Source organism: Streptomyces sp. NBC_01716, from assembly GCF_036248275.1.
Taxonomy (GTDB): Bacteria; Actinomycetota; Actinomycetes; order Streptomycetales; family Streptomycetaceae; genus Streptomyces.
On sequence record NZ_CP109181.1, the window covers coordinates 2,923,560 to 2,936,557 of the forward strand.

The 12,998-nt window shown below is 71.9% G+C and carries 12 protein-coding genes; 4 read left to right on the forward strand and 8 right to left on the reverse strand.

The window, feature by feature from the left end; translation table 11 throughout:
• The first annotated feature begins 20 nt into the window (after positions 1 to 20).
• Positions 21 to 461, forward strand: a complete 441-nt coding sequence (locus tag OIE74_RS12535) for an ATP-binding protein (protein WP_329382053.1) — start codon at positions 21 to 23, stop codon at positions 459 to 461.
• Between the two features lie 108 nt (positions 462 to 569).
• Here OIE74_RS12535 and OIE74_RS12540 read toward each other — a convergent pair whose 3' ends face one another.
• Together OIE74_RS12540 and fdxA are read right to left on the reverse strand one after the other, a co-directional pair.
• On the reverse strand, positions 570 to 1,664 hold the full coding sequence (locus OIE74_RS12540; RefSeq protein ID WP_329382056.1) for a bifunctional succinyldiaminopimelate transaminase/glutamate-prephenate aminotransferase: 1,095 nt from the start codon (positions 1,662 to 1,664) through the stop codon (positions 570 to 572).
• Positions 1,665 to 1,795: 131 nt separating this feature from the next.
• Positions 1,796 to 2,122: a ferredoxin gene (gene fdxA, locus OIE74_RS12545; protein ID WP_189111520.1), complete on the reverse strand. Its 327-nt coding sequence runs from the start codon at positions 2,120 to 2,122 to the stop codon at positions 1,796 to 1,798.
• Between the two features lie 139 nt (positions 2,123 to 2,261).
• On the opposite strand from fdxA, the gene OIE74_RS12550 reads away from it, so the two are divergent.
• Positions 2,262 to 3,263 carry a GNAT family N-acetyltransferase gene (locus tag OIE74_RS12550; protein ID WP_329382061.1) on the forward strand — a complete coding sequence of 334 codons (1,002 nt, stop codon included), beginning with the start codon at positions 2,262 to 2,264 and terminating at the stop codon, positions 3,261 to 3,263.
• A gap of 17 nt (positions 3,264 to 3,280) precedes the next feature.
• Entirely contained in the window at positions 3,281 to 4,129 is an 849-nt protein-coding gene (locus OIE74_RS12555; protein ID WP_329382064.1) for a transglutaminase-like domain-containing protein, read from the forward strand.
• A 76-nt stretch (positions 4,130 to 4,205) separates the two neighbouring features.
• Here OIE74_RS12555 and OIE74_RS12560 read toward each other — a convergent pair whose 3' ends face one another.
• The 4 genes from OIE74_RS12560 to OIE74_RS12575 all read right to left on the reverse strand — a co-directional run bounded on the left by OIE74_RS12560 (position 4,206) and on the right by OIE74_RS12575 (position 8,334).
• Entirely contained in the window at positions 4,206 to 6,404 is a 2,199-nt protein-coding gene (locus tag OIE74_RS12560; RefSeq protein WP_329382067.1) for a hypothetical protein, read from the reverse strand.
• Between the two features lie 208 nt (positions 6,405 to 6,612).
• Positions 6,613 to 7,158, reverse strand: a complete 546-nt coding sequence (locus tag OIE74_RS12565) for a DUF6113 family protein (RefSeq protein ID WP_329382069.1) — start codon at positions 7,156 to 7,158, stop codon at positions 6,613 to 6,615.
• Positions 7,155 to 8,057, reverse strand: a complete 903-nt coding sequence (mshB, locus tag OIE74_RS12570; RefSeq protein WP_329382072.1) for an N-acetyl-1-D-myo-inositol-2-amino-2-deoxy-alpha-D-glucopyranoside deacetylase — start codon at positions 8,055 to 8,057, stop codon at positions 7,155 to 7,157. Before mshB ends, OIE74_RS12565 begins: the two co-directional genes overlap by 4 nt.
• A gap of 82 nt (positions 8,058 to 8,139) precedes the next feature.
• A complete protein-coding gene (locus OIE74_RS12575) occupies positions 8,140 to 8,334 on the reverse strand; it encodes a hypothetical protein (RefSeq protein ID WP_329382075.1) in 195 nt (64 codons plus the stop codon).
• A gap of 181 nt (positions 8,335 to 8,515) precedes the next feature.
• Between OIE74_RS12575 and OIE74_RS12580 the strand changes: the two genes are divergently transcribed.
• The gene (locus OIE74_RS12580; RefSeq protein WP_329382077.1) at positions 8,516 to 10,756 is read left to right on the forward strand and encodes a S9 family peptidase; all 2,241 of its coding nucleotides are present in this window, start codon (positions 8,516 to 8,518) and stop codon (positions 10,754 to 10,756) included.
• 175 nt (positions 10,757 to 10,931) lie between these two features.
• Here OIE74_RS12580 and OIE74_RS12585 read toward each other — a convergent pair whose 3' ends face one another.
• Both OIE74_RS12585 and OIE74_RS12590 read right to left on the reverse strand, forming a co-directional pair.
• Positions 10,932 to 12,023, reverse strand: a complete 1,092-nt coding sequence (locus OIE74_RS12585; protein ID WP_329382080.1) for an ABC transporter ATP-binding protein — start codon at positions 12,021 to 12,023, stop codon at positions 10,932 to 10,934.
• Positions 12,013 to 12,990 carry an ABC transporter ATP-binding protein gene (locus OIE74_RS12590; protein WP_329382083.1) on the reverse strand — a complete coding sequence of 326 codons (978 nt, stop codon included), beginning with the start codon at positions 12,988 to 12,990 and terminating at the stop codon, positions 12,013 to 12,015. Before OIE74_RS12590 ends, OIE74_RS12585 begins: the two co-directional genes overlap by 11 nt.
• Positions 12,991 to 12,998: the final 8 nt, after the last annotated feature.

Here is a 12,998-nt window from a genome sequence, read left to right on the forward strand (position 1 = left end):
TCTCCCGTCGAAGGAGCATCATGTCCCTCCCCCTGACCCGTCGGATCGCCCGTGCCGCGCTGATTGTCGCGGCGGGCGCAGCCCCCGTGGTCGGTGCGGCCGGCTCCGCCAGCGCAGTAGCCCTCCCGCAGGCCACCGACCTCGGCGGCGTTTCCCAGCTGGACGGCGCCGCGCTCGGTGACACGCTCGACAACGGCGCCCGGACGGCGACCGGGCTGGCGGGCGAGGCGGGCAGCGAGACGATCGCCGCGTCCGTCCCGGCGGCCGGCAAGACCCTCGGCGGCGTCGCCAAGTCCGCCACCCCCGTCGCCCAGCGTGCGGCCGGTGACGCGGCCGGCGGCGCCGGTCAGACCCTCGGTGACGCGGCGGCGTCCGTCACCGAGAACGGCCTGCCGACCGACTCCCTCGGAAACGGCCTGCCCACCGACAAGCTGCCCGTCAACACCCTGCCGCTCGGCTGATCCAGGCCGGTCCGGCAGACACACGCACACGCGAAGGGGCTCGGGGAGTACGTACTCCCCGAGCCCCTTCGCGTCGCCCCGGCCCCGGGCCGCACCCTCCGGCGGGCCTCAGCCGAGCCGCTTGACCGCGGCGTCCACGCGCTCGTCGGTCGCCGTGAGCGCCACCCGTACGAAACTCCCGCCCGCGGGCCCGTAGAAGTCCCCCGGCGCCACCAGGATCCCCAGCTCCGCGAGGTCCGCCACCGTCCGCCAGCACGGCTCGTCGCGCGTCGCCCAGAGGTACAGGCTCGCCTCGCTGTGCTCGATCCGGAAGCCGTGGCTCTCCAGGGCCGCGCGCAGGGCGGTACGGCGGGCCGCGTACCGCGCGCGCTGCTCCGTCACATGGCTGTCGTCGCCCAGCGCCGCGACGGTCGCCGCCTGCACCGGCGCGGGCGTCATCATGCCGCCGTGCTTACGGATCTGGAGCAGCTCGCCCAGGACGGCCGCGTCGCCCGCGAGGAAGGCCGCCCGGTAACCGGCCAGGTTGGAGCGCTTGGAGAGCGAGTGGACGGCCACGACGCCCTCGTACGAGCCGCCGCAGACGTCCGGGTGGAGTACGGAGACGGGCTCGGCCTCCCAGCCGAGTTCCAGATAGCACTCGTCGCTGAAGAGCAGCACGCCGTGCGCACGGGCCCAGGCGACGATCCGGGTCAGCTCGGCCTTGTCCAGGACCCGTCCGGTCGGGTTCGACGGCGAGTTGAGCCAGAGCAGCTTCAGGCCCGCCGGGTCGAGTTCGGTGGGGTCTTCGTAGGAGACGGGCTCCGCCCCGCACAGCCGGGCCCCCACCTCGTACGTCGGGTAGGCGAGCCGGGGGTAGGCGACCCGGTCGCCGGCGCCGAGCCCGAGCTGGGTCGGCAGCCAGGCGACCAGTTCCTTGGAGCCGACCACCGGAAGGACGTTGGTGTGGGCGACGCCGCGCGCCCCGAGCCGCCGCTCCACCCAGCCGGTCAGCGCGTCACGCAGCTCGGGCGTGCCCCACACGGTCGGATAGCCGGGCGAGTTCGCCGCGCCGACCAGGGCGCGCTGGATCAGCTCGGGGACCGGGTCCACCGGGGTCCCCACGGACAGATCCACGATGCCGTCCGGATGGGCCGACGCCGTCGCCTTGTAGGGCTCCAGCTTGTCCCAGGGGAAGACCGGAAGTCGCGAAGAGACTGCGGACACGGTGCTCACTCTCTCGGTGCTGCTCGATTGTCGGTACGACGACGGAATCCGCCGGTACGGCGAGGGAAACACCTCGGTCCCGTACGGCGATTCGCCGTACGGGACCGAGGGCACGCTCAGTCGTTCTGAGGTCAGTCGTTCTGAGGCTGCGGCGGCAGTGCGGCGATGAAGGGGTGATCACGCTCGATCAGACCGAGCTTGGACGCACCACCGGGAGAACCGAGTTCGTCGAAGAACTCCACGTTCGCCTTGTAGTAGTCCTTCCACTCCTCCGGAGTGTCGTCCTCGTAGAAGATCGCCTCGACCGGGCAGACCGGCTCACAGGCACCACAGTCGACGCATTCGTCCGGGTGAATGTACAAGGACCGGGAGCCCTCGTAGATGCAGTCGACCGGGCACTCCTCGATGCACGCCTTGTCCTTGAGATCCACACAAGGCTGCGCGATGACGTAGGTCACGCTGTCGTTCCTCCTCGATAGGGCGCGGCGGGCCATCTGCGGCTCCGTCCACGGGCGCGCGGGAGCGCGGCGTCGTCGATGCCCGCACCTAGTATCTCCGTTCCTGGGCACGATCCGCACAGGAGGGGCGCACAGAGCTGTGGAATTCACAACCGGAGGACGGCTGACGGTCCGGATCACCCCCGCCGACGTGGGAAAACGTGTGTCCGTCCGCCGTCTGACCGGCTCCTTCGACGGCACGGAGAAGTTCACCGACACAGTCGGTGTGCTCACCTCCTGGGACGACAATGTGGTCCTCATCACACGCCGTACGGGTGAAACGGTCCGGATCGCGGAATCCTCGCTCGTCGCGGGCAAGGTCGTCCCGGCCGCGCCCGCGCGGCGGCGGGGTCCCGCCGCCTCCTTCAGAGAGCTGGCCCGGGTCGCCGCGCGGGCGTGGCAGCCGGTGGAGCGCGAGGCGCTCGGCGACTGGGAGCTGCGGGCGTCCGGCGGGTTCACCCGGCGCGCCAACTCGGTGCTGCCGCTGGGCGAGCCGGGAATGCCCCTGGACGACGCTCTGGCGCGCGTACGGCGCTGGTACGACCTGCGGAGCCTGCCGGCGTACATCCAGACCGCCACGGGCGCCGAGGGGACGCAGGAGCTGCTCTGCACGGAACTGGAGGCGCGCGGCTGGCGGCGGGAGGTCACGGCCGAACTGCGCGTCGGCGCGCTCGCTCCTCTGGTGGACGGCGGGCCGGACCCGGACGCGGCACCGGTGCGGCTGGACCGCTCCTTCGACGAGGGGTGGCTGCGCCGCTACCAGCGCTTCGACGAGCCGGGCCCGCATGTGCTGCGGGTGCTCGGCGGCGGGCCGTCCGTCTGGTTCGCCTCGGTCGAGGGTGACGACGGGGTGCCGGCCGCGATCGGCCGGTGTGTCGTGGACGGGCGCTGGGCGGGCTTCATGGCCGTCGAGGTCGATCCCGCGCGGCGGCGGCAGGGGCTGGCGAGCGCCGTGATGCGCGCGCTCGCCGGCCGTGCGCTGGAGGAGGGCGCGTCCGCGGCGTGGCTCCAGGTCGAGTCGGACAACGAGGCCGCGGGCACGCTGTACGAGGGCATGGGCTTCGCCACGCATCACCGTTACCACCACTTCCGACCCGCGTGAGGAGCGACGGACCGGCCATGGAACCACCTCAACCGCCATCGTCCGACCGGCGGAGCCGGTTCGCCGCCGAGGCCCGCGCCGAACGGCCCGACATCGCCCTGCTCTGCCTCCTCATCGGTACGGAGGCGGACTCCGCGCTCGACGAGGACGGGATCGACGCGGCGCAGATCGAGCTCGACAGGCTGGCCGGGATGCTGCCCTTCGGTCTCGACGGCCCGCGCGCGTGGGGCGCGGCGCTGGAGGACCTGCTGGGCACGCGCCTCGGCTTCCGGGGCACACCGGCCGAGTACGGGCGCCTGGAGGCCTCCCTGCTGCACGAGGTCCTGCGCCGCAGGCGCGGGCTGCCGATCCTGCTCTCGGTGCTGTGGACCGAGGTCGCGCGCCGCGCGGGGGCGCCGGTGTACGGGGTGGCCCTCCCCGGTCACTTCGTCGTCGGCATCGGCCCGCCCGAAGAGCCCGACGACGGGGTCCTGGTCGACCCGTTCACGGGTGGCCGGATCCTGACCCGGCAGGACACCGAGACGCTGGTGAGAGGGGCCACGGGCGCCCCGCTGGTGCCGTCGATACTGAACCCGGCCGAACCGCTCCACATCGTGATCCGCATCCTGAACAACCTCCGCGCGTGGGCGTCGACACGCCCCGAGCGCGGTGATGTCGCGCTGTGGGCCCTCGAACTGAGCCTCCTGCTGCCGTCCCACCCGGCCCGGCTCCGTTACGAGCGTGCCCAACTGCTGGTGCGGCGCGGGGACTTCCTGACGGGGGCGGCGGAGATGGACGAGTACGCGGAGGTGGTCGCCGCGGTGGAACCGGCGACGGCGGACGCGATCCGCCACAAGGCACGGGCCGCCCGCGCGATGCTGAACTGAGCGCGGTCCCAGGGCCTGTCCGGAAAACGCCGGACGGGCCGCGCGTGCGCGGCCCGTCCAGTGGCTGGGTGGAGCGTCAGCCCTGCGGGTCGAGCTCGATCTCGGCCGTGCGTTCCTCCGGGGTCTTGCCCAGCAGCGGCTTCTGCATGGCCTGCGCCACGTCCGCCGCCGACACCGGGTGTTCCTTGCCGTCGGCCTTGGTGATAGTGAGGCCGTCGAAGACGCCGTCCAGCAGTTGCTCGATCGCCGCCCTGTCGTAGACCTCGACCAGTTTCCCGTCGATCGGCTTCATGGAGAGGATCTGCGGCAGCGACCGGTCGGGGCCGAACTGGATCTGCTTGCCGCCGGCCCTGATCGTGATCAGGCCCGACATGGCCGGTTCGGCGAACTCCTTCATTGCCCGGTCGAGTTCGGCCTGGTCGACGGTCGGTTCGCGGGTGGCGATGGGCAGTTCGACGCTGTTGGGCTTGCCGGTCTCGACCTGGGCGCGGTAGGCGTCCCGTACCGAGATCATCGAGCGCTCGACATCAAGTGCCTTGCCCGCCTTGCCCGGTACGGGGACGGCCTTGCCCGGCTCGAACTTGATCGTGCCGTCGGCCGCCGAGCCCGAGTCGCCCGCGAGGTCGGTGAGCGCGACGCGCAGCTTCTCCTCGTCGACCGGGATCACCGGCTCGGTGACGCGTTCGCCGCCGAAGAGCGAGCCGATCACGGAGACCGGGTTGTAGTCGCTGCCCGCGGCATTGCGGACCGTCGCCTGGCTGTCGAAGGTGAGCCCCGCCTTGTCCGGCCCGAGCTCCTCCTTCTTGCCGCCGACGGTCAGCTGGAGCGGCGCGGTCGACCGCTCGCCGAGTGTCGCGTCCAGCTTGTCCACCGCGTCGTCGCGGGTGCCGCCGCCGATGTCCACCCCGAAGACGGTGGTGCCCTTGGGGACGTCGGAGTGGTTCAGCAGCAGTCCGGCGCCGTAGGCGATCGCGACCAGCGTGACGATGCCCGCGCCCGCGGCCATCAGCTTCGAGCGGCCTTTCTTCTTCTTGGGAGGCGGGCTCGTCGTCCGCGCGGGTGCGCCGGAGCCCGGTCCCGCGGGCGTGGTGGACGCCGGTCCTGGCGGGCCGGGGAAGTCCGGCGCCGAGAAGTCGGGGTTGCCCCCTCCTTGGGAGGAGGGCCTCGTGGACAGAGGGCCGCCCGACGGGCCGGGAGGCGGGGGCAGTTGGCCGTCCTGGAACCGGCCGCCGGACAGATCGGCACGCGGCATCGCGCCCGTCTGGGAACCGGCGGGCGGGAACGGCGAACGGTTGTCCGACGGCACCACCGGGATACCGCTGGAGAGCGTGTCGCCCGAGACATGCGCGCCGGCACCGCCCGGAGGCTCCGGGGCGGGCTGCTGCGGGGTCAGGATCGCGGTGTCGTCGGACATGCGCGGCGCTCCGCCGCGGTCGTCCCGGTCGTCACGGCGGGCCGGTCCCGCCGGGCTTCCCGGGCCTGTGGGGCCGCCCGAAGCGCCCAGGTCGGCGCCCGGCGGCAGGTCCAGGAAGGCCAGCGACGACGTGCCGCTCGCCGGGCCCGAGGTCGGTCCGTCGGGGGCGCCGACCCCGAACGCCGGGGTGGCGCCGTCCCTGCCGGGCGGCATGAAGGCGTTGCCCCCGGAGGCCGGCGGGCGCGGAACGCCCGCGCCGCCCCGGGTGTCAGGACCGCTGTCGGAGCCGTACGGAAGGTCGGTACGCCCGCTCGCACCGGGCCCCGTGCCGGGGCCGGGCGCCGGCGGTGGGACCGTCGGGCCCGGTGCCGTCACGGCGGCTCCGGCGCCCATCCCGCCGGGGAGCGTGCCCCCGGCCTGGGGCTTGCGCGGCGCGAACCAGTCGCTCGTCGCGGGCTTCTCCGCCGCCGGCGCGTCCTCGTCGGCCGCACCGGTCTCGGGGGCCGCGCCGGAGCGCTTCACGCCACCCGTGTCGTCGGCGCCCCGGCCCGGCCGCGCGTCCGGACCCGCGGGTCCGCCCGGTCCGGACGGGCCGCTGTCCGTGTCGCTCATGGGCGTACGCATGACGACGGGCGGAATCGGCCGCGAACCCGGGATGTTGATCCGGATGCGCGTGGTCAGCGTGGTCTCGGTCTTCGGCTCGTCCGGCTGGGCCGGGGCCGTGTCTGTTTCCTCCGGAGCGTCCTGCTCAGGGTGCGGCGACGGATACTGGCGGGATCCGTACGGCGGTGTCCCCGAGGGGTACGCGGCTCCGCCGCGCCCCTGGGGCCCGGAGGACGAACTGTCAGTTTCACGACTCAAAGCAAGTTCTCCCGGGTTGGCTCCGCCGCCCGTTCTTACTGGTACTCAACTGTGTGGGTCCCCCCAAGCCGGAGGCCAGGGGACGGCCCGGAGCGCGCACCACCATACTGTCCTGCGCCGGAACGCACCCGACGACCGGGGGAAGCGTTTATTCCACCGACCGTACGGACAGGGTCAATTCGGGCCGACGGGTCACTGGACGGGCGTATCACTTTCCAAGTCGGCCGGACTCCTGACCCGGTTGCGGTGACCGCGACATGGTGGCACACATCACAGCCACCAGTGCACCGCCCAGCAGATAGACGACAGGGCCGAGCCCCGCGTCGAAGACGCCGTCGCCCTCCGGCCGCCCGAGACTGAGCACGATGACGGCGATCAGCCAGCCCGCCGCAGGAGCCCCGACGCCGAAGGCGGTCCCGGTCGCGGTGCGGCCTCCGTAGAAGAGGGCCGCGGAGGCCACCAGCGCGAGGACGAGGCCGCCGGGGAAGAAGCCGCTCTGGACGAGCGAGCCCGCCGTGCCGACCACCACCCCGAGGATCACGAGACCGACGTACGCGGCGATGCGCCAGGGTCTCGGCGGGGACGCGGGCCACAGGCCGGGTACGCCCTGGCCGGCGGAGCCCGCGCCGGCCGCACCGCTCGTCGCACCATCCGCACGGGTAGCCCCGGCCCCACGGGCAGCACCGCCCGTACGCGCGCCGCCTCCCCCGCCGCTCTTCGCCTTCGGGCGGCCCGCACCCTTGCGCCCGCTCACACGCCCACCCCCGCGAAGAGATCCGTCTCACGTACACCGGCGTCCGCGCCGGATGCGCCCCGCACCAACTGGTAGTGCTCCACGGTGAGAAGGGGCTGCCCGAGGCCGTTGGAGAGCGCGAAGAACGCCCCGTCCACCACGATCTGCGTCTCGTGGGCGCGCATCGCCGCGGCCTTCCGCGCCGCGTACGCCGTCCCGTCGATCTCCGTCGTGATCCCGGTGTCGTCCACCACTCCGGGGACGTCCTCGATCTCCGCCACCCCCTCGAAGGCCGCCGCGGAGGCACGCAGCCGGGCGAAACCCTCCTCGGCGGCCGAGCGCGCCACCCTGTTCCAGTAGATCTTCGCGATCGTGTGCGGGGCGCCGAGTCCGGGCCGGAAGCCGGCGTCGGCGGCCAGCTCGGCGGCGCGTGTGGCGACACGGTGGGCCTGGATGTGGTCGGGGTGGCCGTAGCCGCCCTGGGGGTCGTACGTCACCAGCACCTGCGGCTGTACGGACCGGATCACCCGCACCAGATGCGCGGCGGCGCCGTCCACGTCCGCGCCCCAGAAGGCGTCCTCGCGGTCGTTCTGCGGGAGGCCCATCATGCCGGAGTCCTTGTAGCGCCCCCGGCCGCCCAGCAGCCGGTGGTCGGCGACGCCGAGCTCCTTCATGGCCGCGGCGAGCTCACCTTCGCGGTGGGCCCCGAGCGGGCTGAAGGCGCCCGCCGGCCCGCCGCCGGGCGTGAGATGGGCGAGGGAGGGCGGAATGACCTCGCCCTCCTCACCCAGGGTGCAGGTCACCAAGGTGACCTGGGCGCCCTCGGCCGCGTATCTGGCCATCGTGGCGCCGTTGTTGATCGACTCGTCGTCGGGGTGCGCGTGGACCAGGAGCAGACGACGGCCGGGAAGATCGGTCATGCCCACAGCGTACGAGGCGCGCCCTCACCGACAATCCCGGGCCAGGCAGCCGTACGGCCCGGGAAGATCCACCGGACAGGGCCTAGAACTGGAGGTCGCCGATCATCCCCGCCACGTTGGTGGTCAGTTCGGTGATCGAGGGGGCCACCGAGGAGCTGGCCAGATAGAAACCGAGTAAGACGCAGACCAACGCGTGTCCACCCTTGAGTCCGGATTTCCGGATCAAGAGGAAGACGATGATCGCCAGCAGCACCACCGCCGAAATCGAGAGTGCCACGGCGGTTCACCTCCACAGATGGTCGGCGGGGTATTCGAACGGGATGAGCAACACGCATGTGCCGACGGGTACTTACCCACCTGACGCTATGGATCATAACTATCCGCGCGAACGCATCGATCGGTGCACGGCAGCACACGGGGGCGCACGAAGGGCCGGGGCGGACGCTAGGTTCGGTCGTATGACCTCGAGGCAACAACTCTCCTTTCCTCGCCAGTACGCGAGGACCCAGCGGTTCACGCTGGGTGCTCCGCGGGCCTTCACGGTGTCCCCCGACGGTTCGCGGGTGGCCTTCCTGCGTTCCGCCTCAGGAACGGACCGGACGAACCGTCTTTGGGTGCTCGATCTCGACGACAGATCGGGTACGGCGCGCGAGCGGATCGCCGCTGATCCTCAAGCCCTGCTGGCGGGCACACCGGAGGAGCTCTCGGCCGAGGAGCGCGCCCGCCGGGAGCGGAGCCGCGAGGGGTCGGCGGGCATCGTCGGCTACGCGGTGGACGGCGCCGCCGAGTTGGCGGCCTTCGCCCTGTCGGGGCGGCTGTTCACGGCCGAACTGCGTGCCGGGACGGCGCGCGAACTGCCCGTACCGGGGCCGGTGATCGACCCGAGGCCGTCGCCCGACGGGCGGCACATCGCTTATGTGGCCGGGGGCGCGCTGCGGGTGACGGGTGCCGAGGGGGACGGCGACCGTGAGCTGGCAGCGCCGGAGGACGGGCAGACCACATACGGTCTGGCCGAATTCATCGCAGCCGAGGAGATGAGCCGGTCACGCGGTTTCTGGTGGTCACCGGATTCGGACCGGCTGCTGGTGGCGCGGGTCGACGGGGCGGGCGTACAGCGCTGGTGGATCGCCGACCCCGCGCACCCGGACCGCGAGCCGTCGACCATCGCCTATCCCGCCGCCGGCACACCCAACGCCGACGTGCGGCTTTATCTGATCGGCCTCGACGGTTCGCGTACGGAGGTGGTCTGGGACCGGGTCACGTCGCCGTATCTCGCGGCCGTCCACTGGTCGTCGGCGGGCGAGCCGCTGCTGCTCGTCCAGGCGCGGGACCAGCGCGACCAGCACTGTCTGTCGGTCGACACGGCGAGCGGCGAGACCCGGCTCGTACGCGAGGAGTCGGACCCGGTTTGGCTTGAACTTTTCGCCGGCGTACCGGCGTTGACGCCCGGCGGCGAGCTGGTGCGGATCGTGGACACCCCGGCGGGCGAGAAGGGCTCGGACGGCGCCGCGGCCGAGGACAGCGCACGGGTGCTGGTCGTCGGTGACCGGGCGCTGACCGGGCCGGAGTTGCAGCTGCGCGCGGTGCTCGACATCGGCGAGCGGGACGTGCTGGTGTCGGCGGCGGCGGGAGAGGCCGCCGGGGCGCCTGAGATCGGTGAGATCCATGTCTACCGGGTCCCGTACGGCGCGCCCGCAGCAGAGCCCGGAGCTGCGGCCGCGGACGCGGCCGAGGCCGGGGAGGTCCGCGCCTGGGGCCCCGAGCGCGTCTCGGAGGGCGTGGGGGTGCACAGCGCCGTCCGCGCGGGCAACGTCATGGTCCTGGCGTCGGCCCGGCCCGATGTCAGCGGATCGGTGGTGCAGGTGATGCGGGAGGGGAAACAACTCGCCGTCATCGCCTCGTACGCGCAGCAGCCGAATCTCACCCCGCGTGTACAGCTCACCGAGGGGGGCGCACACCGAATTCCGTGCGCCGTCCTCCTGCCCACGGACTACCAGGAGGCGGACGGTCCGCTTCCGGTACTGCTGGATCCCTACGGCGGACCGCACGGCCAGCGCGTGCTCGCCGCGCACAATCCGTACCTCACGTCCCAGTGGTTCGCCGACCAGGGCTTCGCCGTCGTCGTCGCGGACGGCCGGGGCAGTCCGGGCCGCTCCCCCGGCTGGGAGAAGGCGGTGAAGGACAATCTGCCGCTCACCCTGGACGACCAGATCGAGGCGCTCCAGGCACTCGCCGGGCGGTTCCCGCTGGATCGGTCGCGGGTGGCCATCCGCGGCTGGTCGTACGGGGGTTACCTCGCCGGACTCGCCGCGCTGCGCCGTCCCGACATCTTCCACGCGGCCATCGCGGGCGCCCCGGTGACCGACTGGCGGCTGTACGACACGCACTACACCGAGCGCTATCTGGGGCACCCGTCGGAGGCGCCCGAGGTGTACGCGGTCAACTCCCTTGTCACGGACGACGGGTTGGCGGAGCCCGCGGACCAGGCGCGGCCGATAATGATCATCCACGGTCTGGCGGACGACAACGTCGTGATGACGCACACGCTGCGGCTGTCTTCGGCGCTGCTGTCGGCGGGCCGGCCGCACCAGGTGCTGCCGCTCACCGGGGTGACGCACATGACGCCCCAGGAACAGATCGCGGAGAATCTGCTGCTGCTCCAGGTGGACTTCCTGAAGCGCTCGCTCGGGATGCCGTAAGGCGGCGGCAGAGCCGCGCCGTACGGCCGGATCGCCGGGGGCGACCGGCCGGGACCTCAGGATCCCGGCCGGTCCAACGGCACCCGCACGGCCGTACGTCGACCAATGTGACCCGTGCGTATATCGGCGAAGCGTCAGCCAAGTTTCCTGCGTGTCAACGGAACTGACGTCTCAATCACATCTCCTTGTCCGGATCCGGACCCTGCTCCCCGCCCTCCCCGCCCTCCGCCGGCCCCGACGGGCTCGGCACGATCTGCCGTTCCTCGGCGAAGTGACAGGCCGAGTCGTGCTCCGCGGGAGTCTCCGTCCCCCGGAACCACGGGGGCACCGCGAGCAGCGGCACCTCCAGCGCACACCGCTCCTGCGCCTTCCAGCAGCGCGTACGGAACCGGCAGCCCGACGGCGGATGCGCCGGCGAGGGCACCTCGCCGGTCAGGATGATCCGCTCCCGGCCCTCGCGCGCCTCCGGGTCGGGCACCGGCACCGCCGAGAGCAGTGCCTGCGTGTACGGATGGGTGGGGTGGTCGTAGATCTGGACGTCCGTGCCGATCTCGATGATCCGCCCGAGATACATCACCCCGACCCGGTCGGAGATGTGCCGGACGATCGACAGGTCGTGGGCGATGAAGACGTAACTGAGGTCGAACTCGTTCTGGAGCCGTTCCATCAGATTGACGACCTGCGCCTGTACGGACACGTCGAGGGCCGAGACCGGCTCGTCGGCGACGATGATCTCCGGGCGCAGGGCCAGTCCCCGCGCGATGCCGATGCGCTGGCGCTGGCCGCCGGAGAACTGGTGCGGATAGCGGTTGATGTACTCCGGGTTGAGCCCGACCACGTCGAGCAGGTCCCGCACCATGCGCCGCCGGTCGCCCTTCGGCGCGACCTCGGGGTGGATGTCGAAGGGCTCACCGATGATGTCGCCGACGGTCATCCGGGGATTGAGCGAGGTGTACGGGTCCTGGAAGACCATCTGGATGTTGCGCCGTACGGCCTTCAGCGCGCGGCCCGACATGCGGGTGATGTCCTCGCCCTTGTAACGGATCTCGCCCGCCGTCGGCCGCTCCAGGTTGACCAGCATGCGCGCCACGGTCGACTTCCCGCAGCCGGACTCCCCCACGATGCCCAGCGTCTCGCCGGCCGCCAGGGAGAAGGAGACGCCGTCGACCGCCTTGACCGCCCCGATCTGCCTCTTGAAGAGGATGCCCTGGGTCAGCGGGAAGTGCTTGACCAGATCCCGCACTTCCAGGATGGGCTCAGAGGTCATTGAGGGTCTCCCTCCAGAAGAAGCAGGCGCTGCGCCGGTTCTCGTCGACCTCGAAGAGGGGCGGCACGTCCGTGCGGCAGATGTCCTGCGCTCTGGGGCAGCGCGGGTTGAAGGCGCAGCCGGGCGGGATGCGCGTCAGGTTGGGCGGCAGGCCCTTGATCGCGTACAGGTCCCGGCCCTTCTGGTCGAGCCGGGGGATGGAGTCGAGCAGACCGCGTGTGTAGGGATGGGCGGGGGCCTTGTAGATGCCGTGGACGGGGGCGGTCTCGACGATCCGTCCCGCGTACATGACGGCGATCTTGTCGGCGACGTCGGCGACGACCCCGAGGTCGTGGGTGATGAGGATCAGCCCCATGTTCAGCTCGCGCTGGAGGTCCGCGAGCAGCTCCATCACCTGGGCCTGGACGGTCACGTCGAGCGCGGTCGTCGGCTCGTCGGCGATGATCAGCGAGGGTTCGAGCGCCATCGCCATGGCGATCATGATGCGCTGGCGCATGCCCCCGGAGAACTGGTGCGGGTAGTCGTTCACCCGCTCCTTGGCCGCCGGGATCCGTACCCGCTCCATCAGTTCGACGGCCCGCGCCCGCGCGTCCTTGCGGGACATCCCCCGGTGCACGATGAACATCTCGCCGAGCTGCGCGCCCACGGTCAGCACCGGGTTGAGCGAGGAGAGGGCGTCCTGGAAGATCATCGCCATGTCGGCGCCGCGGATCTTCCGCCGTTCGTCCTCCTTGGTCTTGAGCAGATCCCGGCCCTTGAAGATCACTTCGCCGCCCGCGATCCGGCCGGGCGGGACGTCGAGGATGCCCATGACCGCCTGCGCGGTGACGGACTTGCCGGAGCCGGACTCGCCGAGCACGGCGAGGGTCTCGCCCGCGTCGACCGAGTAGCTGACCCCGTTGACCGCCTTCGCGACACCGTCGCGGGTGTGGAACTCCACCTGCAGATCGCGCACTTCGAGCAACATGGCCGGGC